We start from the raw sequence: 24,306 nt of genomic DNA on the forward strand, positions 1-24,306 counted from the left end.
AAATTTTAGATTTTAGAAATCCCTATACGGCGCGTCCAAGAACTTATTGGCCTCAGGTTCCGAAAATCTGGCGGTGGCGTTATCCCAATGCAATGTCTTATTTGGAAAACGCCCTGCAATAACCCCCAACAATATAGTTTCGGTAAGTCGTGCCGAATATTCAAAGGGAGCCGAGGTTTCGGCTTTACCCAAACAGGCATCTACAAACTGATGGTAATGCTTATTCCCTTCGGAATCATAGTCCCTAACCGGTTCGCCTATGGCCTCTTGATCCTTAATTATGGACAAATCCAGTTCCTGATATTTACCATCTACAATAAGTCTGGGCAATTCCATAAAATGTGGCAACAAAAGTCTCCCTTTTTCTCCGACAAACATTGCTCCTTGACCAGGTAGTTTCTCATTATTAGGCAACTTCAAGTCTTTATGTTTCCCAGGTGCCCCTTTGCCATCATACCAGATCCACTTTAAGGTATCGGCCGTATATTCGGTTCCGGGAAAGGTATAAGTAACAGTGTTTTTTTCAGGAAATCCAAATCCTGTAGGTTTTCTGCATTGGTTCTTTATAGTCATGGGCACGTCCAATTTAAGGGCGTTGTATGGGGTGTCAAAAATATGCACACCCATATCTCCCAAGGTACCACAACCATAGTCCAGTAATTTTCTCCAATTGGCCGGATGGTAATACCCCTCCTTATAAGGTCTTTCGGCAGATGTCCCCAACCACAGATTCCAATCCAAATTTTCAGGTACCGGATCTGATCCTTGCGGCTCCGGGCCATCAAAGCCCCAGTTCTTGGGAGACCATGCCCTAACAGTGCTTACCTTCCCAATAATTCCAGATTGGATCAATAAGGTGGCTAATTTATAATCGTAGAAAGAATGTACCTGAATTCCCATTTGGGTTACCAAGTTTTTTTCTTTTGCCATTTTGCGCATCGCTCTGGCTTCCACCACGTGATGGGTAAGGGGTTTTTGACAATATACCGGTTTTCCGATCTCCATGGCCATCATGGAAGCGGGAGCATGGGTATGATCCGGGGTCGAGACGATTACCGCATCGATATCACTCTTCATTTCTTTGAGCATCACCCTATAATCCTTGTAGACTACAGCATTGGGGTGCAATTTTTTGGCCTCTGCCAATGCCTTGGAATCTACATCGCAAAGTGCTACTACATCCACCAATTCATGTGAAGATATGGACGCAAGGTCTGCCCCTCCCATATTACTAACGCCGATATGGGCAGTTCGTAGACGTCCATTTTTGGACAATGCCCAAACGGAGGATGGCAGCAGTGCCGTTAAACCCAAGGCTGCGGTACTTTTTAAAAAGTCTCTTTTTTTCATAAGTAAGTTTTTTATTGTTTTTAACGGTCAAACCAAACCGACAGAATTAAGTTCTATAATTTTCTAATTTTTATATTTCTGAACCAAATGGGACTCGAGTGATCCTGAAAACCGATATACCCAGACTTGAACTTACCATAATTTTCCTCATCCTTCCATTTCCCAGAATTCTTTCTTTCATACCAATCCTTGGACCAAGGCACAAAAGATAGTACTTTTTTCCCATTGAGCCAGTGCTCTACTTGCTCTGGTGTAAATACTATTTTAGAAGAGTTCCACTCTCCAACAGGATTCAATATTTTTTGCTCGGGATCGGCCACATGCATGGCATAATCCGAGGCGGTTTGCTGTAAGGGTTGAAGTGCCGCAGGATTTTCGGTATGTCCAAGGCTAAGGTTGTATGCCGTAAGATCGTGGATTTTTGCGTAATTTTCATCATCGATCAACTGGTATTCCGGGGAAATATTTGGCGGCCCGGCATTGGGGATACCTTCCTTTAGATGGTAAAAAATACCACTATTACCCCCTTCGGGCAATTTCCATTCCACATAAAGTTCAAAATTATCAAACTCTTCCAAACCATAGATTATATCCTTTCCTCCGGTATAATCCTGCTCTAGCCCCAATTCGGTATCAAACGTCAATACACTGTCCTTTACGACCCAGCCCGGAGGCAAGGTATCCCCATTGTATGCTCTCCATCCTTTAGTAGTTACTCCATCGAACAAGTATATCCAATTTTCGGCTTCTACTGCAGTTTCAGCTTTAGCTTCGGGTTTGGTGTCGGTTTTAGTTTTGCAGGAAGATAGTACCAATGCAACGGAAAAAAAGGCAATTAGTAGTTTCATGTATTTATTATTTCAGGAGAATTTATAAGGTCATGAAGATAAAAAAAAATTACAAGAGACCTAAGATAGCGCAGTGTAATTTAAACCGTTTTCAACTCCTGCAACAAATTCTCCATATCCAATGGCTTGGTAAACATGGTCAAGGATCCGTCCTGCTCATAGGTCCATAGGCTTTTTGGGCGGTCCCAATACAATTCCACCCCATTTTTGTCGGGGTCGTCCAAATAAATAGCTTCCGAAACACCATGGTCACTGGCCCCGGTCAATGGATATTCTTCCCTAAGCAAGCGTAGATATATTTTTGCAAGATCCTTTCTTGTAGGGTATAAAATTGCTGTATGAAACAAGCCCACACTATTGGTCGATGCAGGAGGAAGCCCTCTACTATGCCAGGTATTTAAACCAATATGATGGTGATATCCACCGGCCGAAATAAAGGCGGCTTGGTTTCCGTACATGGTGGTTACTTTAAAGCCCAATAGATTACAATAAAAATCCAAGGACCGTTCCAAGTCTGCTACCTTTAAATGTACATGCCCTATTCGGGCCTGTGCTGGAATAGTATATTTATTGTCCATTAGAGGAGTACATTAGACGTAAATTTCAATTTGTTATTACTGCCCAGCAATTTCGTTCACCAACGACCGTGGATATGATCAATATTTATAAATTCTTGCGGCGTAGGCTTTAGTGGTATCAATTGGATAAATAGTCATGGGATAGTTGCCAGAAGGCCTAACAACGGGCATTTCTACCGTCTTTTTCTCTGAATTAATTTTAGTGGACCTCTTATGGTCCTTTAAACCAATAAGCCCATCCTTAAAATTGAATCCAAAAACAATAGAATCCTTTATCCCAATTCCCTTTTTTCCAAATGCATTGGCCTCATGCTTGCTCCAATCCTTTACCAATATATCGTTATTGGCATTTTCATCTGGGGACGATATGGCGCGTTGTTGGGCATTGAGACTACTACTACCTATAAAAAATAATACCAAACATAAAAAGATGAAATATTTCATTTTATACTTTTTGTGGGCATAACACAAGAGTAATTCTTTAAAACTCCTCGCAATGAATACCCTTTTCCAATTGTTTCCTTAAGGCGGTTACCATACTTTTCAATTCCTCGGGTTCCTTGCCGTACTCAAAGGTCACCTTGGACTTCTTGCCGGAAAAATTTTCAATCTCCAACCACTCTGCCCCTCCATCTGCACAATCCGGACATCCCAAGATTTCAGGCAAAGAATTAAATTCATTTAAATCTACTGTTTTTTTAAGAGAGTCCCAACTCAATTGGGTCATGTTTTCTGTACACTTAATAGGTTCTACCTGATTATTCCAACCCGAACGGGAATAGATTACCGTACCCGACTTTAACAACATCTCGTTCTTACAATAGCCCACGCACATACCAAAGGATGTGCCATAACCCAACTGTTTGATATCTGAAGGATTTACTTCATTTTTTTCGCAAGAAAGCAATAGGCCGATTATAAATAAAAGAAATGCGCTCTTTTTCATTGGTTACCTCTGTTAAAAATTAAGCTTGTTCCAAAGAATTCCCTTTGGAGACGTATCGCCAATTAAAATACTGATGGTAAGATGTTTATAATGATATTTGGTTGCGTAAATTATTTAAGGTCTATTAGAAACCCATTAATTGGATCATGCTTAATAGTTCAATGAAATCGACCAAAGGGATTCATGAATACCTTCTTCTTTCATTTTCTTTGCTTGTCCAAAGAAAACGAAACAAAAGAAAAGACACTTCTTCACTATGTGGTCCCTAAAATCTCGAGATTTTAAGGACCGATACCATGGCCTAAATTATTTCCAAGGCTTCAATAATTCTTTACGGCCATGACATCTCCACCACGGAAGAAGACCGACCCAACAACAAACTTCAAAGGCAATTTATGGTGGTATTCGATAAAAAACAATGATCTATCGACACTATTGGATAAATGTAACAAAGGTACGGCCTATTTTCAATTTCGTCTTAAATCAAGTGGTTTTCGCATTGGATGGCGGAAGCCGTCCATAGAGCATTTCACCCAAGTGAAAGCGGCCTGGGCGGTGCGGCCGTGGAAAGTGCGTAGATTTAAAGAAATTTAAAATCAGCCTAGCGTTTTTTGGTTCGTTTTTTGGGCGATGCAAAAAATGAACAGGACACGAATACTGCGATAATTTATATTATCTTTTTCTAACTTACACCCATTTTGAGGATGACCCCATTAATTTTCAAGGCTATCCAAATTGAATAAAAAGGTATCAAATAACAGGAACAAATACCATATATCAATATCGGAAACTTATTAAATTTACTTGGGTCCTTATTAGTACACTCAATCAGAAATACTAGGGAGTAAAGGTCCAAAGGAAAATTACTTTCCATTCAATTTGGGCATATCGGCCAAAAGTGCTTTGAGCCCATCCCTATTAAGAAAAATAAAGCCAAAAATTAAAAGGACAAAAATTGGATTGATCAAAAAGAAGCCAACTTGAAACTTTAGATAGACATAATATATATCGATCAAACTAAACAATCCAGCTAATAAGGTTGCGCCAAAAGCAAATAAATAAATCTTCTTATCCACAAAGTAAAAAAATGATGCAACACTTAACCATCCAATCCCTATGTACAATGCTCCATCAAGTTCAATATCCACAAATAAATTCATACCTATGGAAATAAGAACCAAAATTATAGCCAACAACAAAGGAATTATATCTTTTTTCATTGATAATTTTTTTCAATTTAATTTCTCCTTTTGGATTCTATGAAATAACCAATCTACTCTTCCTAATTTGTCCCCAGTGTTAAATATCGGCATTTTAAGACTAACAATTTAGTAGAAAATCAGTTTTTCTCCATCTTCAAAATTTTACTGTATAAACGAATCAATCCTAATTATATTGAGTAATCTACCAGGGTTTTGCTCAAAAGCGGTTATGCAACAACCTCTCCGATCAAAAGCCCTATTACCTCCTCCAAGGTATCCAATACCCCAGGGTTGGTACAGTTGATTAGAATGGAGAAAACCATATCCTGTTCCGGATACACATAAAATACGGCATAGCCCCCAACCCCATTGCCCACATGGCCATAATAGGTCCTTCCCAACTTATCCTGGGTCACCTGCCAACCTAGACCATAGTAAGTTGGAGTTCCATCTATAATCCCAGAAGTAAGGAATTGGGACTGAATCCTATTCTCCCGAAACTTGGAATCCAAATATTCCTGTCCGAAAAGTGCAATATCCGCTGAAGTGGACAAATATCCCCCTCCGGCCAATTTGTAAGTATTGTTTACGGGGATAGCCTTCCTGAACCCCAACCTGCCCCTTGAATAAAAAGTGGTACAGTTGGGAGGGAGTTTCCCAGGAACTTCGGGGAGTGTATTTTTTAACCCATAAGGATTTAATATTTTTTCCCGAACATAATCAGCAAAGGGGATACCACTCACCTCCTGCATGGCCATGGAAATCAGCACCCAATCAAAACTGGTATACTGAAAGCCTTTACCCGGCTCAAAAAGAAGATCGTCATCCTGAAAAAGGGCCAAAGCTTCCTTATTGGTCATTGGCTTGTTCAATCCATATTCCCCGCCACGATAACCTCTAATTCCGGCAGTATGTCCTGCCAACTGACGCAGCGTAATGTCTACCTCCTTTTTTGGAAAGTACGGAACATACTTATAAATGGAAGCGTCCAAATCCAATTGCCCTTCCTCTACCATGGTGGCCAAAGCAGCCGCTGCTACGGGCTTGGATACACTGGCTATTCTAAAGATCGTATTTTGTGGATCTATGGGCGACTGTTGTTCTACATCCGCATATCCATATCCTTTCTCAAAGTACACTTCATTATTTTTGCGCACGGTAATCGCAAGACCCGGAACCTGCTGGTCATCTATAAGCTTTTGTAAGATTTGATCCGCTTGGATCTTACCCAATAATTCCTTATCCCCACCTATGACCCGTTGGGAGGCAAATAAATTCTTCAGGTATTTTATAATAGGATTCATCGGCGAAATTGTATGCTGCTTATAAATTATCGGAAATAGAAATTGGACCGCGACTGTAGACTTTGGGTGCTAGTCAATAAAAATAAGTTCCCCTTTATACAATTGCTCCACCTCTACTGTGGCCGGTCTATTAAAACTTACCACATCACCGGTACCGCGCAAGGTCCCCTTTAGCGATTGCTGTGGGCTTATACGTATATCATTGGAACCTCTATGATTAAAACTAACGTTTTCCGCTATTAAAGCCTCGGCCTCCAAACGGGAATCCCCTGAAGCAAAAATAATATTAAAATTAGTTGTTTTGCCCCTTAAATTATAGAACGAAATTCCATTGGAAACAATGGTTAAACCTTGGGTGTCCAATTCCATATTGAACTCCCCACTGGTATAGCCGGCATCAGGGTCATTAAAACTTTCAGAAACAAGATTTAAACTAGGATAAGCCAATACGCCATCACTTAAAATATCCAGTCCAGTGCTACTTCTTATCTCCGTAATATTGGGAGCCGTAACATATACTTTGGTAAGTCCGTATTTTCGGGTAAAATTACAATCATTGGTATCGCGCAACAACAATCGGTCATCCACAACCTTCACCTCAACTTCGCTCCGTAAATATTCCCCAGTTTCCACTTCTACCTTTAATGGACTTCCCTGTCTAAGGGTCAATTGTACATTCTCATAGACCGTAATTGTGGTAAAATTAGGCACTTCCACAATTTCCCTGCTAATATCCCCGGCATTTTGAAAGCAATCAGGGGCATTTTCACTGTTACAATTCCATAACAAGAACATTACCAACACAAGTATACCCCACCTTGAAACAACTCGAAAACTGTTTCTCCACCTATATTTTATCATCAAAATGAAATAGTTCATCTTATTAAATCTTTATAACCTACTGTTACCAAATTCCGTCTTCCTGTGTTAGCCTATAGCCGCACCCCTACTCCGAATTCCACGGCTTCGGCTTTTGCCCCATGGGATTTTAAAGTTATAGCGCCGTATACCTTGTCCGAAAAATATCGTTTTAGGCCAATTCTATTGTAAACCTTGCCTTCAAAATCGAAAGGATAATATACATAATAGCCCAACTGGGCAATAACGGACATTTTATTGATGAAGAGTTCATGGCCCAAAAACAATCCAACCCGTTTATAATCGTCATCAGCTTGCACCCCATATTCTGGGAAGGCTACCGACTGATAACGAATTAGTTCCTTTAAAAAGTTAGAAAAATACACATCCGCCCCAAACTGCAGAGCACTCTTTCTTGTAAAGCGTTTGTCCATATAAGCCGAAAAAATGTAAAAAGCATATTGACCGGAGTCCACCACATCACTCTCATTAATACCTGACCTAAAGGCGAGATTAAGTTTAATAGGCTCTGAAACCTTTAATTTTTCGGTTCTAATATATTCCCGTTCCTGGCCACCATCCAGATCATAGGTCAATCCCACATTTAGAGCCATGGTATTGGTAGAGGTATTGGGTGCGGTAACGTTGGCATTGGAGTAATGTACTAAAGAAATCCCTGCCGTAAGCCCTAAGCCCTTAAATAAATTCTCTTTGTGATAGTTGAACATTAAATAGGTAGAACTCAAAAAGTGGGAGCCATAGGCGTTGTTCCTGAAATTTTCATTCTTATCAAAGGGATTGGTGTTATAGGCTATACCCTGCCCCAACCTAAATTGAAGGTTTCTTCTAAAAAAATAAAAATTATAATGGGCATATAGTCCAAAATTCTCTCCCAAAGTACTGTTGTTCATATTCTGATAAACGAACGAAAAACCAGTATCCGGATAATTGTAGAGTTGCTGCCATTCCTCGTCCCCATAAGTCTTCCTATTATATCCCAAGATAATACCACCGGGATGATTGGTGATCAAATGTGAAATATCCGGATTGTGCAAGAGTACAGAACCATAGTATTGGCTAACATCCAAGGTATATCTCTTGGTTTCTTGCCGGTTTTGTGAAAAGCAAAAAGCTGTCGACAGACAGCTTAAAAGAAATAGCTTTAGTTTCATGGGGAGCAAATGTAATGAAAAATTAAAAATAGGCGTTTCTAAAACTTGGCAATACTAAAACCTTCCTTGAACTCCTGAAATTAATTCAATGCAGAACCTATTCCAATCCGTTTCACAGCGCTTGTAACCTTGAACAAACCTTAAAACAACTCTTTGGCAATGGCCTCAATATTATCGGATTTTCCCATAGAATAATAGTGCAGTACAGGAACTCCTGCCGCTTTCAGCTCCTTGGATTGCTGAATGGCCCACTCTATACCTACCTGTCTCACATCCGCATTAGTGGAACAATCCTCAACAGCGTCTATCAAGTCCTGTGGCAGATCTATTTTAAAGACCTGTGGCAATAATTGTAAATGTCGCTTTACGGCAATAGGCTTAATCCCTGGAATAATGGGTACGTTGATTCCCATTTTCTTCGCAGCTTCCACAAACTCGAAAAATTTCTGATTATCAAAAAACATTTGTGTAACTACATAATCGGCCCCAGCCTCTACCTTTTCCTGTAAACGTTTTAAATCCGTAATTAAGGATGGTGCTTCCAAATGCTTTTCAGGATACCCAGCTACTCCGATACAAAAATCGGCACTATGTACCGTCTCCACCTTGTCATGTAAATAATTTCCGTGATTTAAGGCGTAGATCTGTTTCACCAGCTCGGAGGCGTAAGCATGTCCACCCTTGGTAGGATTAAAATACTGTTCCTCTTTCCTTGCATCCCCACGAAGGGCCATCACATTTTGGATACCCAAATATTGACAATCTACCAACACATATTCGGTTTCTTCCTTGGTGAAACCACCACAAAGCACATGTGGAACAGTATCTACCCCGTATTTGTGTTGTATAGAGGCGCAGATACCCACAGTTCCGGGTCTCATACGGGTCAATCTTTTATCCAACAACCCGTCCCTATCTATGTAAACGTATTCCTCCCGAGAAGTCGTAACATCAATGAAGGGTGGCTTAAACTCCATTAGTGGGTCAATATTATCATATAATTCCTGTATACTTCTTCCTTTGACCGGTGGTATGATCTCGAAGGAAAACAATGTCTTCCCATCCGCTTTTTTTATGTGTTCCGTTACTTTCATAATTTCTCCCTCTTTCCTCTTCCAAAGAAAAGGCCTATTAGCGATTATATTATTTATTGCCCTATACAAGGGCTATTCTTAATTCTTATTTTCAATTTTTTTTGCGACCTGGACCTAGACCAAGACCTGCAAGGTTTTCAAAACTTTGTAGGTCTCATTGACAAAAATAATCATCCTCAATATTATGCCTCAGACCTTTGCAAGGCCTACAAGGTTTAAAAAAAACCTTGCAGGTCCCATTGGCAAAATTAATTATCCTCAATATTCCGCAGCAAGCCTTTGCAAGACCTACAAGGTTAAAAAAAACCTTGCAGGTCCCTGTCCTTAATCATCCGCAATATTAGGTGCCAACCATCGGGTTGCCTCCTCCATAGGAATTCCTTTCCTTGCTGCAAAATCGGCCACTTGGTCCTCCTTTATTTTGCCTACTCCAAAATAACGCGCTTCCTTATTGCCAAAATAGTATCCACTTACACTGGCAGCTGGCCACATGGCCAAACTATCTGTCAACTCTACCCCGATCTTTTCCTTCACCTCCATTAATTCCCACAACGTCAACTTTTCCAAATGGTCTGGACAGGCCGGATAACCCGGAGCAGGCCTAATTCCTATATAGGACTCCTTGATCAGCTCTTCATTACTTAAGCCTTCATTAGCTGCATATCCCCAATGGTTGATCCTTACCTCCTTGTGCAAATATTCCGCAAAGGCCTCCGCTAAACGGTCTGCGAGTGCCTTGACCATTATACTGTTATAGTCATCCAAATTTTTACGATAACCGTCTGCCAATTCATCCGTACCAAAGCCTGTTGACACGCAAAAACAACCAATATAATCCTGCAGACCACTATCTTTGGGGGCAATAAAGTCTGACAGCGCAAAATTAGGTTTCCCCACATATTTTTTGGCCTGTTGCCTTAAAGTCCTAAAAACAAACTCCTCCCCATTGTGGGCAAGGGCTATATCATCATCATTAATGGTATTGGCAGGAAACAGTCCGAAAATAGCCTTTGCTTGGAAAAGTTTACCATCCAAAATCTTCTTCATCATTGCCTTGGCATCCGCAAAAAGCTCGGTTGCCTGTTTGCCCACTACCTCGTCTTCCAAAATATCCGGATACTTGCCATGCAGCTCCCAACTTCTAAAGAAAGGGGACCAATCTATGTAAGGCTCCAATTCCCTGAGGTCAAAATCCTCGATCATTTGGATACCCAAAGTCTTTGGCTTTACAATTTCTGCCTTTGACCAATCCAACTGATATTTATTTTTTCTTGCCGCCTCAAGGGTTAAATACTCCTTATGTTTGCCCCTATTCAGGAATTTTTGTCTAAAGTCGGCATAGTCCAATTTAATGTTTTCCTTATACCTATTGGAGGATTCCTTTTGTAGAAGGTCGCCCACCACTGTAACTGCCCTGGAAGCATCATTTACGTGTACCACGGCACTCTTATACTGCGGGTCTATTTTAACGGCAGTATGTGCCTTACTGGTAGTAGCACCACCGATAAGCAAGGGAACCGTAAAATTTTGCCGTTCCATTTCCTTGGCCAAAAAGACCATTTCATCCAAGGAAGGGGTAATAAGTCCGCTCAGACCTATAATATCCACATTTTCTTCCTTGGCAGCATTAATAATCTTCTCAGGGGGGACCATTACTCCCAAATCTACGATCTCGTAGTTATTACAGGCAAGGACCACACTTACAATATTTTTTCCTATATCGTGAACGTCGCCTTTTACGGTCGCCATTAGTATTTTACCGGCAGACGAGCTGCCTCCTTCCGGCTGGGGATTTTTAAGTTTTTCCTCCTCTATAAACGGCAAGAGATAAGCCACTGCTTTTTTCATAACCCTGGCCGATTTTACCACTTGGGGCAAGAACATCTTACCACTTTGAAAAAGATCGCCCACCACGTTCATTCCGGTCATCAAATGCCCTTCGATAACTTCTATTGGGGCTTTCACACTTAAACGGGCCTCTTCAACATCCTCTACAACATATTGATCTATTCCCTTGACCAAGGCGCGGGTAATTCTATTTTGCAAGGGTTCTTCCCTCCAAGAAAGGTCTACCTTATTTTCCTTCTCCTTACCAATTACGGTTTCTGCAAATTCCAATAATCGCTCCGTGGCATCTTCCCTTCGGTTGAGGATTACATCCTCTACATGTTCCAAAAGGTCCTTTGGAATATCATCATAAACCTCCAGCATACTAGGGTTTACAATTCCCATATTCATACCCGCCTTTATGGCGTGATAAAGAAACACGGAGTGCATTGCCTCCCGTACGGGATTATTCCCCCTAAAACTAAAGGACACATTACTCACCCCTCCACTTACACTACAAAAAGGCAGATTTTCTTTTACCCACGCGGTAGCCTTTATAAAATCGAGCGCATTTAACTTATGCTCATCCATTCCCGTGGCCACGGGAAAAATATTAAGATCAAAAATAATATCCTCCGGGGGGAACCCTACCTTATTCACCAAAATATCATAAGAGCGTTTGGTGATTTCCAATCGCCTTTCGTAGTTATCGGCCTGCCCTACTTCATCAAAGGCCATAACAATGACGGCAGCACCGTATCGCCTGATTAATTTTGCGTGGTGTATAAACTCTTTCTCCCCTTCTTTAAGGCTTATAGAATTTACTACACATTTTCCTTGAACAACCTGTAGACCTGCCTCAATAATATCCCATTTGGAGCTATCGATCATGATAGGGACCCGGGCAATATCCGGTTCGGCTACAATAAGGTTCAAGAACTTTACCATAACCTCCTTGCCATCAATAAGGCCATCGTCCATATTAACATCAATGATCTGAGCTCCGCCTTCCACCTGTTCACGAGCTATATCCAGGGCCTCTTCAAACTTCTCCTCCTTGATCAATCTCAAGAATTTTTTGGAACCGGCCACATTGGTACGTTCCCCCACATTTACAAAATTGCTTTCTGGAGTTATCACCAAAGGTTCCAAACCTGAGAGTTTTAAAAACCGCTTAGTACTATGTTGTTCCTTATCCGTAGTATTGCTCATTATTTATGTATTGACCTCAATATTAAAAACACTGTACAGCATCCTTAAAATGGCAAATTTGATAGTTCTACATTACCTCCCGAGAGGATGATTCCTATTTTTTTATTCCTAAACTTCTCTTTCTCTTTCAACAAGGCCGCAAACGGTACTGCACTGGATGGCTCTATTACCAACTTCATCCGCTCCCAAATTAATTTCATGGCACTGATAATTTCATCCTCCTCCACTCTGATTATGTCAGACACCAATTCCATAATAATGGGTAAATTTATATCCCCTAAGTTAGTTTTAAGTCCGTCGGCAATAGTGTTTACTGATATATTGTACTCTATTTTTCCACTCTTAAAAGCCCTATAGGCATCATCCACTTCCATGGGCTCACCACCTACAACCCTGCAATTGTCCCCTAAATAATGGGCTGCCAAGGCTGTACCTGCAATAAGTCCACCACCACCTACCGGGCTCATAATATATTCCAAATTGGGCTGGTCCTGTAATAATTCCAATGCCGCTGTACCTTGCCCCACAATCACATTAAGATCATTGGATGGATGTAAAAAAACAGCTCCTTTTTCCACAACAATGGTTGCTGCCGATTTTTCCCTGGCTTCCAAGGTAGGCTCCGTTATGGTTACCAACCCTCCGTAAGCTTTCACCGCGTCTATTTTTACGGCCGGGGCACTGGATGGCATTACTATATAGGCATCCACCCCCAAATTCTTAGCTGCCAAGGCCAAGGCCTGACCAAAATTTCCTGAGGAATGGGTTACCACTCCTGCTTTTTTCTGCGAATCACTCAATTGCTGAATGGCATTGATAGCTCCCCGCATTTTAAAAGCACCCATTTTTTGGAGGTTCTCACATTTAAAAAAAACCTCCGCCCCGGCTAATTCATTCAGCAAACGGGAGGTGAGCACCGGTGTTCTATGAACAAAGGGTTCTACCCTTTTTCCCGCCTCAAGAACAATCTGCCTGCTAGGTATCATTGTGTATGCGCTTCTAAGGTATTTAAGATTCTAGGGGAATAATCCTTAACCACATCGGCCATTGCCTTTATATGTTCGGGAGTGGTACCGCAACATCCGCCAACTATATTTACCAAGCCTTTTTCGGCATATTCCTTGATCTGTGCAGCCATTTCCTCAGGTGTTTCGTCATATTCCCCAAAAGCATTAGGCAATCCCGCATTAGGGTGGGCAGAAACCGCATGCTCCGTTTTACTGGAGAGCACCTCCAAATGGGGCACTAATTGGCTAGCTCCCAAAGCACAATTGAACCCTACGGACAATATGGGTATATGGCTTATGGATATCAAAAAGGCTTCAGCGGTTTGGCCGGAAAGGGTCCTACCCGAAGCATCGGTTATGGTGCCACTCACCATAATGGGAACATCTATATTTCGTTCTTCCTTTACCTCTTCAATGGCAAATAATGCTGCCTTGGCATTTAAGGTATCAAAAATAGTCTCTACCAATAACATATCCACACCTCCGTCCAAGAGGGCTTCCACCTGTTGCTTGTAAGCAAGCCGTAGCTCTTCAAAGGAAACCCCCCTAAAACCGGGATCGTTCACATCTGGCGACATACTGGCCGTTTTATTGGTAGGACCAATACTCCCAGCAACAAAACGCGGCTTATTTGGTTCTTTGGCAGTAAATTCATCGGCGACAGCCTTGGCTATTTTAGCCGACTCATAATTTAATTCGTAGACCAAATCTTCCATATGATAGTCGGCCATAGCTATGGTAGTACTGGAAAATGTATTGGTTTCAACAATATCGGCTCCTGCGGCAAAATACAATCGGTGTACCTCCGCTATAGCTTCCGGCTGGGTAAGGGACAACAGGTCATTATTTCCCTGTAAGGGGTGTTCCCAATCCTTAAATCGTTCTCCTCTAAAATCTTCCTCCGTAAACTTATGTCGTTGAAGCATGGTCCCCATGGCACCATCCAACACCAAAATCCTTTCCTTTAGTACGTCTTGAATCTTCTTCATATTACTTTTCAAAAATGTTTGCTCGCCTTAGACCAAACAAAGATACCATCACATAAGGCCCCAAACTATTTGGGACCACAAAATTAAAAAATTGACACCCGAAAAACAAAGGATAACAATCCAGTTATCGGTATCAAAAAAATAAATAAAATCAAGTAAGGAAAAGTTTCGGACCTGCGTCTTTCTTTATGTTATCTATTCCCAAGTGAAATTCTAATTAAATAGAATAAAATATAGGATTAGAACGTAGCACCTTCTTTATTCTTACCGATAGTTACCGACAATGAAAAAGGGTTGCTAAGGCTTCACCGGGTCTAGTCCCTCCGCCTTTCTTGATAACGTTTCAAATTGATAATGAACTAGATGCAAAGTAACGCATCAGTGCCCTTAAAAGCAAGGAAACACTACTTTATTTTAATATTCCAAAAATTGAAATACCGGAATATTATGTAAAAACGAAACCTGCCAGATTTTAAGACCTGGCAGGCTAAAAGATTGGTCTAAAATGGTTATTAAGCCAAAATACTTTGAACTACTTCTTTTTTAGCTTCCTTCTTACTACCGTCAAATCCTTCCACCCCACCTACAGTGGTATATTTCATTACATAACGCTTTCCAGGATTGATCAACTGGTAAGCACTCTGACACATAACGGCTGCTTCATGGAAGCCGGACAATATTAATTTAAGCTTTCCAGGATAGGTGTTTACATCCCCAATAGCATATACCCCAGGAATATTGGTCTGATAATCGTAGGCGTTATTTACTTTAATGGCATTTTTCTCTATTTCAAGTCCCCAATCGCCAATTGGTCCTAATTTTGGGGAAAGTCCGAACAAAGGAATAAAATTATCCGCTTCCACATAGGTTTCACCTTTGGCCTCATCGTTATGTTTTACTACAACAGCTTCCAAATTATCGTCTCCGTACAGTCTGACCACCTCAGCTTCGGTAAATAATTTAATTTTACCCAGCTTGGCCAAATCAGCAGCTTTTTCCACTGAATCCAAGGCTCCCCTAAACTCATTTCTTCTGTGCACCAAAGATACCTCAGCAGCAACATCGGACAGGAATATTGCCCAGTCCAAGGCAGAATCACCACCACCAGAAATAACCACTTTCTTATCCCTGTATACTTCAGGATCTTTAATAATATAAGCTACGCCCTTATCCTCAAAATCCATCAAATTGGGAATCAAAGGTTTTCTAGGTTCAAAAGATCCCAATCCCCCTGCAATAACTACCACCGGAGCATGATGTTTTGTCCCTTTATTTGTGGTTACCACAAAGGATCCATCATCCAATTTATCCAAAGTTTCCGCTCTCTCCCCTAAGGTAAACCCAGGTTCGAAAGGTTGAATCTGCTGCATCAGATTCTTAACCAAATCTCCAGCAAGAATTTCAGGGAATGCAGGAATATCATAAATTGGCTTCTTAGGATAAATTTCCGAACATTGGCCCCCAGGTTGAGGCAAAGCATCTATAAGATGCGTCTTCAATTTCAACAATCCCGCTTCAAAAACCGTGAACAACCCTGTTGGACCCGCTCCAATAATAAGTATATCTGTCTTTATCATACTACTTTGATTAATTCCTAATTTATAATTGCACCCTTAAATCCTGAACTATTTTAGATAGGTACTTTTCTTTATTATTTATAACTCCTCTGAGTGTACTTGTAATGTTTGTGCATAATCCAATACCGCCGATCTGTGCTTTACAACTTCTCCTACCACTATAATTGCTGGGTTGCTTAATTGACACTCGACCACTATTTGCTCTATGGTATCTATTGTACCAATACCCAACTTTTCATCTTCGCGAGTACCGTTTTGAATAATCGCAATGGGCATATCCGCTTTACCTTCCAGTTTAAACAACTCAACGATTTCCGCCAGTTTTCCCATCCCCATCAAAATGACTATGGTGGCATTGGACTTGGCAGCTAAAGCTACATCAGTAGATAATTTATGATTCTTGGTGGTACCAGTAATTACCCAAAAACTTTCAGCTGCACCTCTTTTGGTAACAGGTATATTTTGGGAAGCCGGTACGGCCATCGAGGATGAAATTCCCGGTACCATGGCCACTTTTAGACCTTTACTGGCCGCATATTCCATTTCTTCCGCCCCTCTACCAAAAACAAAGGGATCACCTCCTTTTAATCTTACTACGTGCCCGTGGGTTTTGGCCCTACTTACAATAAGATCGTTTATCTGTTCCTGCTGGTAGGCATAGCATCCTTTTCTTTTGCCAACAAATATATGTTCGGCATTTGGAGCATAATCCAACAAGGCTACATCCACCAGGGCATCGTACAATACCACGTCTGCCGCCTGCAAGGCTTTTATGGCCTTTAACGTTATGAGCTCCACATCGCCAGGTCCAGCTCCCACTACGGTCAACTGTCCAAGCTTATTGGCATCCCCATTTAAATCAAGGTCCACCATCGTGGTATTAACGTGAATATTATCTTCCTTCCCGATCATTACTAAGCGTTTGTCAATTCTAATTTCCTATAAGCTTCCACATTGCCCAAAAATTCCTCGGCATCTTTTAAATACGCTTTTGCAAAGGCTTCTGTTGGTGCATTCTGATTTAATTGAAGGACCATTTTCTCAAAACCTTGCTCCAATTTAAATTTCCCTGAGGCCACAAACAACTCATCAAAATCCTTAATAATGCTGATATGGGTATTTACCTTGGTATTTTCGGCAGTCAATAAAGCCTTGGCCGTATTTACCATTGATGAATAGGAATGATAGATACTGGCTGCCCATTTTTCCTCTTCCAAATTCAATTTTGCAGTCTCTATCTTTTCCTCACTGTCAAACAACAAGGTGGCTATCAAATCTATTACTACCCCGGCACATTCTCCTACACCAATGGCTTGTTCATATTTTTCCGAGTTACCCCAATCGATAAAATCGGATGCCGTTAGGTTATCCACATCGGACAATGGCTTTAGAAAATCATAAAAATACATTTGCCCTTTTTCCTCATAATAATCTACAAAGGGTTTACCATTTCCGTTGGCATCGTAATCATTTAAAATAAGTCTTAAAGATTCTGGTCCCCTCTTACTAGGTATCTTAATTACCTTATCTGCAAATCGGCCGTTTCCATTTCCTAAATTACCACCTCCCAAAAGCACTTGAAGTGCTGGGGCCACCAATTTATTCTTTGTTCTAACAGACATACCCTGGAAACCAATATTGGCCATATTGTGCTGGCCACAGGCATTCATACATCCACTAATCTTAATAACCACGTCCGGATTATTGATATAATGGGGGTATTCCGCCTTAATTACCCTTTCCAATTCATCCGCTATCCCAGTACTACTGGCAATTCCCAAATTACAGGTATCGGTTCCTGGACAAGCTGTAATATCCAAGGCAGTATTGTATCCAATCTCTGCGAAGCCTAATTTTTCCAATTCTTGATAGAAAAAAGGTACCAGCGATTCCTTAACATAAGGAATCAAGATATTCTGACGCAGACTCAATCTAATTTCACCTGCAGCATATTTTTCTACTAGATCTGCCAATTGTCTGGCTTTTTCTATATAAAAATCACCCAATAAAACCTTTACCCCAATAGCAACATATCCCTGTTGTTTTTGAGGAACCAAGTTGGTAGCCTTCCATTTATCAAAGGCTTTCTGGTCTTTAATGGTTACTTCAGGAGCAATATTCTCTGCAATATTCACACTTGGATAGGCATCCGCATCTATTTCGTAAGTTTGAACAGGTATTGCCAATTGCTCCTCTTCCAGCAATTGCTTAAATCCGTCCAAACCAATATCCTTCAACAAGAATTTCATTCTTGCCTTTGCCCTACTTTTTCTTTCTCCAAATCGGTCGAAAACACGGACTACTCCTTCCATTAAAGGAATAATCTTGTCGGTAGGCAGAAAAGAATATATTTCATCTGCATGGCGGGGCTGTGAGCCCAATCCTCCACCTAAAAGCACCTTAAAGCCTCTTACTCCATTCTCTATCTTGGCAATAAAGCCAAGGTCGTGCATGTAAGAAAGACCGGTATCCTCATCCGAGGCAGAAAAGGAAACTTTAAACTTCCTTCCCATTTCCTGACTGATGGGGTTTCTTAAAAAATATTGGAAAAGTGCATGTGCATATGGGGAAACATCGAATGGTTCGTTTACGTCTATGCCGGCAGTTTCACTAGCGGTAACGTTTCTCACCGTATTTCCACAGGCTTCCCTGATCGTAATATCATCCTGTTCCAACTGGGCCCATAATTCGGGTGTGCGGTTAATATCCACATAATGGATCTGGATATCCTGACGCGTAGTTATATGAAGTCTGCCCGTAGAGTATTCTTCGGAAACGTCACATATCCTTCTTAACTGCTGAGAGCTTACTTTCCCGTAAGGTAATTTTATACGAATCATTTGGACACCAGGTTGCCTTTGACCGTAAATTCCCCTAGCCAATCTTAGACTACGGAATTTCTCCTCATCCAAACTACCGCCTTGAAATTCACGGATCTTAGCTTCCAATGCTATGATATCCTGTTCTACAACCGGGTTTTCCACTTCTGTTCTGAAAGTCCGCATGCTACTTATATTTTTTATTCGAATTAATTATTAATTTTTAAAAAACCTTTATCCCATAGGAATAATAGGTTAAATTGACAACAACGCCATACCCTAAGGTACGGAAGCAGGGTTTAATTTATAAACCCGACCCCAGCTGTTGTATTGGATTGATTATCTATTAGGATAAAAGAGCCATTGGTTCTGTGATTCTTGAAGGAATCATAAAAAATTGGCTTGTTCAATCTAAAAGTAACCTGTGCTATATCGTTCATCCCCAAGGCATTGATAGAGGTATCTATACCTGAGTAATCAGGATTAATCTTATGATGAATGTTTTCAACCTTCGCCAAAACCTTGTTTACTCCGTGCTGCACCACATATTTGCTTCCCACCGTTAAATTCTGGGAATCCATCCATGAAACCGTAGCTGTAAATTGCTTGTCTATTGTAGGTAAATCACCTGCCTTGACCAACATATCCCCCCTACTTACATTTATTTCATCTTCCAAGGTAATGGTTACGGAAGAACGTCTTGTAGCTGTTTTATATTTTTTGTCGTAAAAATAAATTTCCTTGATTTTTGATTTGGTCATAGATGGCAAGACCACTACTTCATCACCAACACTCAGCTCACCTCCATATACTTTTCCGGCAAATCCTCTAAAATCATGATACTCCTCCGTTTTGGGACGTATCACATATTGCACCGGAAATCTTGGGGTACCTACATTAAAGATATCCTTTCTATCCAATTCCTCAAAATGCTCCAATAGAGTTTGTCCTTTGTACCATGCCATTTTCTCAGACCTGTTTACCACGTTGTCACCCTTAAGTGCACTTACGGGAATAAAGGTTATTTTCTGGTCTTGGTAATCGCGCTTACTCATCAGTTCCTCAAAATCTGCTTTGATTTCATTGTATCTTTCCTCTGAGTAGTCTACCAGGTCCATTTTATTTATGGCAACAATAACATCTTTTATCCTCAATAAGTTATTGATAAAAAAGTGCCTGTTGGTCTGCTCTATCACTCCTTTTCTAGCGTCGATCAAAATAATGGCCGCTTGGGAAGTAGAAGCACCGGTAACCATGTTACGGGTATATTCCACGTGACCAGGGGTATCCGCAATGATATAACTTTTATTGGGTGTAGAGTAATAGATATGTGCCACATCTATAGTAATTCCCTGTTCCCTTTCCGCCACTAAACCATCTGTAGCCAAAGAGAAATCCAGATAATCATATCCTTTTTGCTTACTAGTCTTTTCAATGGCTTCCAACTTATCGTCTGTCAGGGATTTGGTATCATAAAGCAATCTTCCGATCAAGGTACTTTTACCGTCATCTACACTTCCTGCTGTTGCTATTTTTAGTACTTCCATTTCTTTTGTGTTTTGTATTTGACATTGAGATTCCGCTGACAATTTTAACAAGTGCCAACTCACTTCAAATGCCGACTTTAAAAGTATCCTTGTTGTTTTCTTTTCTCCATTGCGGCTTCGGAGCGCTTATCATCTATTCTAGCTCCCCTTTCCGAAATCTTGGATTCCCTAATTTCACCCACTACCTTTTCTATGGTATCTGCGTGGGACAATACCGCTGAAGTACAACTCATATCCCCAACAGTTCTAAAACGAACCATACGCTCTTCCACTTTCTCATCCTCTGCACGGAAAACAACATCATCTTCTGCCGACCATATAAATCCGTCCCTTAGGAAAATCTTTCTCTTATGCGCAAAATAGATAGAAGGTATTTCTATGTTCTCTTTTTGGATATAGCTCCAAACATCCAATTCTGTCCAGTTACTTATTGGAAATACCCTTACGTTCTGACCCAATTCTATCTGACCATTCAACATATCGAACAACTCTGGGCGTTGGTTTTTCTCATCCCATTGACCAAAATCATCACGAACGGAGAAGATACGTTCTTTGGCACGTGCCTTTTCTTCATCCCTTCTAGCTCCACCTATACAGGCATCGAACTTAAATTCCTCAATGGCATCCAATAAAGTAGTGGTCTGCAACATATTCCTACTGGAATATTTACCAGTTTCCTCTACCACTTTCCCCTGATCTATAGAATCCTGAACATTACGAACTATTAACTCCACTCCCAATTCCTTTACCAACTTATCCCTAAAGGCGATGGTTTCCGGGAAATTATGCCCAGTATCAATATGCATTAAAGGGAACGGTATTTTAGCCGGGAAAAAGGCTTTTTGCGCCAATCTTACCAAGGTAATGGAATCCTTACCTCCCGAAAAAAGCAACACCGGCTTTTCAAACTGTGCCGCAACTTCCCTTAAAATATAAATTGCTTCGTTCTCCAAAGCATTATTGTTCAATACTTCCAATTCATTCGATCCGCTCACGTCTACTAGTGTTTCCAATTCTGATTCTACAATGCTCACAATAATTCTGTATTTAATTGGCTTTCCCCTATTGGAATAATTCGCCAATTGTTAATATTCTTTTCTTAGGTATGAAGCCCACATTCCCGGTTTTCCAAAACCTTGGTGGGGTCAAAGTATTTATGCTCATTGGGCAAATTCCTATCCTTGAGGTAAGCATCCAATTGACTATCGTTATAATGATAAAATGGACTCACCTTCAAAACCCCGTCCTTGCTTAAACTTAAAATATCCAACGAATCCCTTAAAGCAGTCTGTCCTTGCCTAAGATTCGTAAACCATACATCTGGCTTATGCTCCTCCATCGCCCTTCTAAACGGTTCCAATTTCACCTGCTCCGTAAAAAGTTGATGCTTGGGATCATCTATACCTGGAATTCCCATGATAGCATCCCTATGTGAGGAAGTTTGCTTGGGAACATATAATTTTACATTTAAATGTAATCTAGCAATTAGCTCTTCGGCATGCTTGTAGGTATTGGGCGTATTATAACCCGTATCGCACCAAACAACAGGAATATGTGGAGAAACATCCGTCACCGCATGCAAAATGGCTACTTCATATGGACGGAAATTTGTGGTTACCAAAGGTTTCTCGGCAGACTGTATTGCCCAGGAAATTATTTCCTCAGGTGGTATACCTTTAAATTGTTGGTTTAATTTATTTATTTGTTCCTCTGTGTATGCCATTGTCCTCAATTCTTAAATTACTTTGAATTTTACCGTTTTACTTTCCCCAACTAATCTTGTTCCAGATTCTTTCATGAAAAAAATACAACAACATCTTGGTAAACAACTCTACTACCCCTATTGAAAATGCCACTGACAATGTCCCGGTTACGATCCAAGAAATAAGAATAGTGTCCAAGGTTCCAATAATTCTCCAACTAATAGATTTAGCAATACTCCTTTTAGGATTTTCGGAAGACTTATCTGCCTTATAGCTTTTAGTTACAGTACTTGAATTATTATTTGCAATTAATTGTTCAGCAATCATATGACAAAAAAACTTAAATTTATTACCCTACTGATTTAATAGAGTAAGCAAAAATAGAAATATTTTACAAACCACAATAAAAAAAAATAGTTAAAATTCAACTTACCCTATAAATTTAGTAGATTAATAAAATTTTGCTTGGATTTTGACGATAATTAATACTTCCGTCGAAATATATGCATAAACTAACGCCCCAGCTAAAAAATACCTTTGTAACCTTATGGTACCAGGTCGGCAAGCGTATTGTTCTTAAATACCTCCAGGGTACTGTCCCTAACCTGTAGCATTAATTTATGTACGGAACAGCTGGCCTCGTCGGGACAATCCTCACATTTCTCGTAGAAGTTTAAACTTACACAGGGCACCATAGCTATAGGACCTTCCAACACCCTCATAACAGTGGTCATCGGAATATCCTTGGGTTCCTTAATAAGGTAATAACCCCCACCTTTTCCTTTTTTGGAACCCAGAAGTCCTGTTTTTCTCAAAGTGAGAAGAATACTCTCCAGAAACTTTTGGGAAATGTTCTCATGCTTGGCTATTTCAGAAATCTGAACGGGAGTGCGTCCCTTTTGAGCAGCCAAGAAGGTTAGTGCCTTTAATCCGTATTTTGTCTTTTTGGAAAGCATGCAGCGAAGATAAGGAAAATTAACATTCGCAATTAGGCATGCCCCAATTTTGCATAAAGAGGTTCAACAACAAGGCAAGCTGGCAATGTTTCCTTCTACCCCAGTGCTTGTTCAATATCTGCGATGATATCATCTATATGCTCCAAGCCTACCGACACCCTTACCATACCATCCGTTATTCCTGATGCCGATCTTTCTTCCACGGACAATTTGCTGTGCGTGGTAGATGCTGGGTGTGTGACTATACTTCTTGAATCCCCTAAATTGGCAGACAAGGACAACATTTTTATAGCGTTGAAGAATTTTTGTCCGGCCTCTACCCCTCCCTTTACTTCAAAAGCTACCACGCAGCCCCCAGCCTTCATCTGTTTCTTGGCCACCTCATATTTAGGATGCGATTTTAAAAAGGGATATTTTACCCAATTAACCTTGGGGTGACCTTCCAAGAACTCAGCCAGCTTCAGTGCATTATCACAGTGTTTATCTACACGCAGCGCCAAAGTTTCCAGACTTTTGGACAGTACCCAAGCATTAAAAGGTGACAAAGAAGGACCCGTAATTCGGGAAAAACGATACACCTTATCTATCAAAGCTTTGCTGCCCACCGTAATACCTGCCAACACCCTACCTTGACCGTCCATTAATTTAGTTCCGGAATGGATTACCAAATCGGCCCCATACTTAATAGGTTGCTGTAAATAGGGCGAAGCAAAACAATTATCTATGATATAGATCAAATTGTGTTTTTTCGCAAATTGGCCCAATACCTCCAGATCCAAAACATCTACTCCAGGATTGGTAGGAGTTTCAGCATATATAATTTTAGTTTTTGGAGTGAGCAATTCCTCCAATTTATCCAGCTCATCTATCTTAAAATAGCTTGTTGAAACATTCCATTTTGGAAAAAACTGAGTAAACAAACTATGGGTAGACCCAAATATACTTCTAGAAGAAATTATGTGATCCCCACTGTCCAACAGGGCAGCAAAAGTGGAAAACACGGCCGCCATACCCGATGCAAAGGCAAAACCATCCTCGGCCCCTTCCATCTTACAAACCTTCTCTATAAACTCGGAAGAATTGGGGTTGCTATACCTCGAATAAATATTGCGTTCCTTTTCCTCTGCAAAGGAAGCACGCATGTCCTCAGCATCCTCAAAGATAAAACTTGAGGTTAAATACATAGGTGTGGAATGTTCCAAAAATTGGGTACGTTCCGTTTGGGTGCGTATAGCTTCCGTTTCAAATTTAAAATTCTTCTTCATTATTTCTGTTCTATCTAATTCTTCTACTTTCTCTTCCTAATATGCATAATTC

22 protein-coding genes and 1 riboswitch are annotated in these 24,306 nt (G+C 40.6%); all 22 genes read right to left on the reverse strand.

The window, feature by feature from the left end; genetic code table 11:
- Positions 1-12: 12 nt before the first annotated feature.
- Complete coding sequence (locus KO529_RS01000) at positions 13-1,350, reverse strand: Gfo/Idh/MocA family protein (RefSeq protein WP_215946065.1); 1,338 nt, start codon at positions 1,348-1,350, stop codon at positions 13-15.
- A 53-nt stretch (positions 1,351-1,403) separates the two neighbouring features.
- Entirely contained in the window at positions 1,404-2,198 is a 795-nt protein-coding gene (locus KO529_RS01005) for a 3-keto-disaccharide hydrolase (RefSeq protein WP_215946066.1), read from the reverse strand.
- A gap of 80 nt (positions 2,199-2,278) precedes the next feature.
- Complete coding sequence (locus KO529_RS01010; protein WP_215946067.1) at positions 2,279-2,776, reverse strand: VOC family protein; 498 nt, start codon at positions 2,774-2,776, stop codon at positions 2,279-2,281.
- 78 nt (positions 2,777-2,854) lie between these two features.
- On the reverse strand, positions 2,855-3,220 hold the full coding sequence (locus tag KO529_RS01015; RefSeq protein ID WP_215946068.1) for a hypothetical protein: 366 nt from the start codon (positions 3,218-3,220) through the stop codon (positions 2,855-2,857).
- 37 nt (positions 3,221-3,257) lie between these two features.
- On the reverse strand, positions 3,258-3,722 hold the full coding sequence (locus tag KO529_RS01020) for a hypothetical protein (RefSeq protein WP_215946069.1): 465 nt from the start codon (positions 3,720-3,722) through the stop codon (positions 3,258-3,260).
- An 863-nt stretch (positions 3,723-4,585) separates the two neighbouring features.
- Positions 4,586-4,942, reverse strand: a complete 357-nt coding sequence (locus tag KO529_RS01025; RefSeq protein WP_215946070.1) for a hypothetical protein — start codon at positions 4,940-4,942, stop codon at positions 4,586-4,588.
- A 209-nt stretch (positions 4,943-5,151) separates the two neighbouring features.
- Entirely contained in the window at positions 5,152-6,228 is a 1,077-nt protein-coding gene (locus KO529_RS01030) for a serine hydrolase domain-containing protein (RefSeq protein ID WP_215946071.1), read from the reverse strand.
- A gap of 69 nt (positions 6,229-6,297) precedes the next feature.
- Positions 6,298-7,107, reverse strand: coding sequence for a head GIN domain-containing protein (locus KO529_RS01035; protein ID WP_252734272.1), 810 nt, complete (start codon positions 7,105-7,107; stop codon positions 6,298-6,300).
- Positions 7,108-7,160: 53 nt separating this feature from the next.
- The gene (locus KO529_RS01040) at positions 7,161-8,258 is read right to left on the reverse strand and encodes an acyloxyacyl hydrolase (RefSeq protein WP_215946072.1); all 1,098 of its coding nucleotides are present in this window, start codon (positions 8,256-8,258) and stop codon (positions 7,161-7,163) included.
- 140 nt (positions 8,259-8,398) lie between these two features.
- Positions 8,399-9,352: a methylenetetrahydrofolate reductase [NAD(P)H] gene (gene metF, locus KO529_RS01045; protein WP_215946073.1), complete on the reverse strand. Its 954-nt coding sequence runs from the start codon at positions 9,350-9,352 to the stop codon at positions 8,399-8,401.
- A 324-nt stretch (positions 9,353-9,676) separates the two neighbouring features.
- The gene (gene metH / locus KO529_RS01050) at positions 9,677-12,391 is read right to left on the reverse strand and encodes a methionine synthase (RefSeq protein WP_215946074.1); all 2,715 of its coding nucleotides are present in this window, start codon (positions 12,389-12,391) and stop codon (positions 9,677-9,679) included.
- Between the two features lie 44 nt (positions 12,392-12,435).
- Positions 12,436-13,377, reverse strand: a complete 942-nt coding sequence (locus KO529_RS01055; RefSeq protein WP_215946075.1) for a pyridoxal-phosphate dependent enzyme — start codon at positions 13,375-13,377, stop codon at positions 12,436-12,438.
- The gene (locus tag KO529_RS01060) at positions 13,374-14,387 is read right to left on the reverse strand and encodes a homocysteine S-methyltransferase family protein (RefSeq protein ID WP_215946076.1); all 1,014 of its coding nucleotides are present in this window, start codon (positions 14,385-14,387) and stop codon (positions 13,374-13,376) included. Before KO529_RS01060 ends, KO529_RS01055 begins: the two co-directional genes overlap by 4 nt.
- Positions 14,388-14,575: 188 nt before the next feature.
- Positions 14,576-14,729: riboswitch (SAM riboswitch) on the reverse strand.
- A 170-nt stretch (positions 14,730-14,899) separates the two neighbouring features.
- On the reverse strand, positions 14,900-15,964 hold the full coding sequence (locus tag KO529_RS01065) for an NAD(P)/FAD-dependent oxidoreductase (protein WP_215946077.1): 1,065 nt from the start codon (positions 15,962-15,964) through the stop codon (positions 14,900-14,902).
- Positions 15,965-16,042: 78 nt separating this feature from the next.
- The gene (gene cobA / locus KO529_RS01070; RefSeq protein WP_215946206.1) at positions 16,043-16,837 is read right to left on the reverse strand and encodes a uroporphyrinogen-III C-methyltransferase; all 795 of its coding nucleotides are present in this window, start codon (positions 16,835-16,837) and stop codon (positions 16,043-16,045) included.
- Between the two features lie 41 nt (positions 16,838-16,878).
- Positions 16,879-18,969: a HEPN domain-containing protein gene (locus KO529_RS01075; RefSeq protein ID WP_215946078.1), complete on the reverse strand. Its 2,091-nt coding sequence runs from the start codon at positions 18,967-18,969 to the stop codon at positions 16,879-16,881.
- A gap of 113 nt (positions 18,970-19,082) precedes the next feature.
- Positions 19,083-20,330, reverse strand: coding sequence for a sulfate adenylyltransferase subunit 1 (locus tag KO529_RS01080; RefSeq protein ID WP_215946079.1), 1,248 nt, complete (start codon positions 20,328-20,330; stop codon positions 19,083-19,085).
- A gap of 77 nt (positions 20,331-20,407) precedes the next feature.
- Positions 20,408-21,307: a sulfate adenylyltransferase subunit CysD gene (cysD, locus tag KO529_RS01085; protein ID WP_436835190.1), complete on the reverse strand. Its 900-nt coding sequence runs from the start codon at positions 21,305-21,307 to the stop codon at positions 20,408-20,410.
- A gap of 122 nt (positions 21,308-21,429) precedes the next feature.
- Positions 21,430-22,053, reverse strand: coding sequence for a phosphoadenosine phosphosulfate reductase domain-containing protein (locus KO529_RS01090; protein WP_215946080.1), 624 nt, complete (start codon positions 22,051-22,053; stop codon positions 21,430-21,432).
- Between the two features lie 37 nt (positions 22,054-22,090).
- Positions 22,091-22,360 carry a DUF2061 domain-containing protein gene (locus tag KO529_RS01095; protein ID WP_215946081.1) on the reverse strand — a complete coding sequence of 90 codons (270 nt, stop codon included), beginning with the start codon at positions 22,358-22,360 and terminating at the stop codon, positions 22,091-22,093.
- A gap of 218 nt (positions 22,361-22,578) precedes the next feature.
- Positions 22,579-22,989 (reverse strand): RrF2 family transcriptional regulator, encoded by a 411-nt coding sequence (locus KO529_RS01100; RefSeq protein WP_215946082.1) that lies wholly within the window; start codon positions 22,987-22,989, stop codon positions 22,579-22,581.
- 95 nt (positions 22,990-23,084) lie between these two features.
- Positions 23,085-24,254 (reverse strand): trans-sulfuration enzyme family protein, encoded by a 1,170-nt coding sequence (locus KO529_RS01105; RefSeq protein ID WP_215946083.1) that lies wholly within the window; start codon positions 24,252-24,254, stop codon positions 23,085-23,087.
- Positions 24,255-24,306 lie beyond the last annotated feature (52 nt).

This window comes from Arenibacter algicola (assembly GCF_018860365.1).
Lineage (GTDB): Bacteria > Bacteroidota > Bacteroidia > Flavobacteriales > Flavobacteriaceae > Arenibacter > Arenibacter algicola_B.

Excerpts from the sequence above, each read along its gene's own strand:
- KO529_RS01000 (WP_215946065.1), bottom strand. The coding sequence starts at position 1,350 with ATGAAAAAAAGAGACTTTTTAAAAAGTACCGCAGCCTTGGGTTTAACG.
- KO529_RS01005 (WP_215946066.1), bottom strand. The coding sequence starts at position 2,198 with ATGAAACTACTAATTGCCTTTTTTTCCGTTGCATTGGTACTATCTTCC.
- KO529_RS01010 (WP_215946067.1), bottom strand. The coding sequence starts at position 2,776 with ATGGACAATAAATATACTATTCCAGCACAGGCCCGAATAGGGCATGTA.
- KO529_RS01015 (WP_215946068.1), bottom strand. The coding sequence starts at position 3,220 with ATGAAATATTTCATCTTTTTATGTTTGGTATTATTTTTTATAGGTAGT.
- KO529_RS01020 (WP_215946069.1), bottom strand. The coding sequence starts at position 3,722 with ATGAAAAAGAGCGCATTTCTTTTATTTATAATCGGCCTATTGCTTTCT.
- KO529_RS01025 (WP_215946070.1), bottom strand. The coding sequence starts at position 4,942 with ATGAAAAAAGATATAATTCCTTTGTTGTTGGCTATAATTTTGGTTCTT.
- KO529_RS01030 (WP_215946071.1), bottom strand. The coding sequence starts at position 6,228 with ATGAATCCTATTATAAAATACCTGAAGAATTTATTTGCCTCCCAACGG.
- KO529_RS01035 (WP_252734272.1), bottom strand. The coding sequence starts at position 7,107 with ATGAACTATTTCATTTTGATGATAAAATATAGGTGGAGAAACAGTTTT.
- KO529_RS01040 (WP_215946072.1), bottom strand. The coding sequence starts at position 8,258 with ATGAAACTAAAGCTATTTCTTTTAAGCTGTCTGTCGACAGCTTTTTGC.
- metF (WP_215946073.1), bottom strand. The coding sequence starts at position 9,352 with ATGAAAGTAACGGAACACATAAAAAAAGCGGATGGGAAGACATTGTTT.
- metH (WP_215946074.1), bottom strand. The coding sequence starts at position 12,391 with ATGAGCAATACTACGGATAAGGAACAACATAGTACTAAGCGGTTTTTA.
- KO529_RS01055 (WP_215946075.1), bottom strand. The coding sequence starts at position 13,377 with ATGATACCTAGCAGGCAGATTGTTCTTGAGGCGGGAAAAAGGGTAGAA.
- KO529_RS01060 (WP_215946076.1), bottom strand. The coding sequence starts at position 14,387 with ATGAAGAAGATTCAAGACGTACTAAAGGAAAGGATTTTGGTGTTGGAT.
- KO529_RS01065 (WP_215946077.1), bottom strand. The coding sequence starts at position 15,964 with ATGATAAAGACAGATATACTTATTATTGGAGCGGGTCCAACAGGGTTG.
- cobA (WP_215946206.1), bottom strand. The coding sequence starts at position 16,837 with ATGGTGGACCTTGATTTAAATGGGGATGCCAATAAGCTTGGACAGTTG.
- KO529_RS01075 (WP_215946078.1), bottom strand. The coding sequence starts at position 18,969 with ATGCGGACTTTCAGAACAGAAGTGGAAAACCCGGTTGTAGAACAGGAT.
- KO529_RS01080 (WP_215946079.1), bottom strand. The coding sequence starts at position 20,330 with ATGGAAGTACTAAAAATAGCAACAGCAGGAAGTGTAGATGACGGTAAA.
- KO529_RS01090 (WP_215946080.1), bottom strand. The coding sequence starts at position 22,053 with ATGGCATACACAGAGGAACAAATAAATAAATTAAACCAACAATTTAAA.
- KO529_RS01095 (WP_215946081.1), bottom strand. The coding sequence starts at position 22,360 with ATGATTGCTGAACAATTAATTGCAAATAATAATTCAAGTACTGTAACT.
- KO529_RS01100 (WP_215946082.1), bottom strand. The coding sequence starts at position 22,989 with ATGCTTTCCAAAAAGACAAAATACGGATTAAAGGCACTAACCTTCTTG.
- KO529_RS01105 (WP_215946083.1), bottom strand. The coding sequence starts at position 24,254 with ATGAAGAAGAATTTTAAATTTGAAACGGAAGCTATACGCACCCAAACG.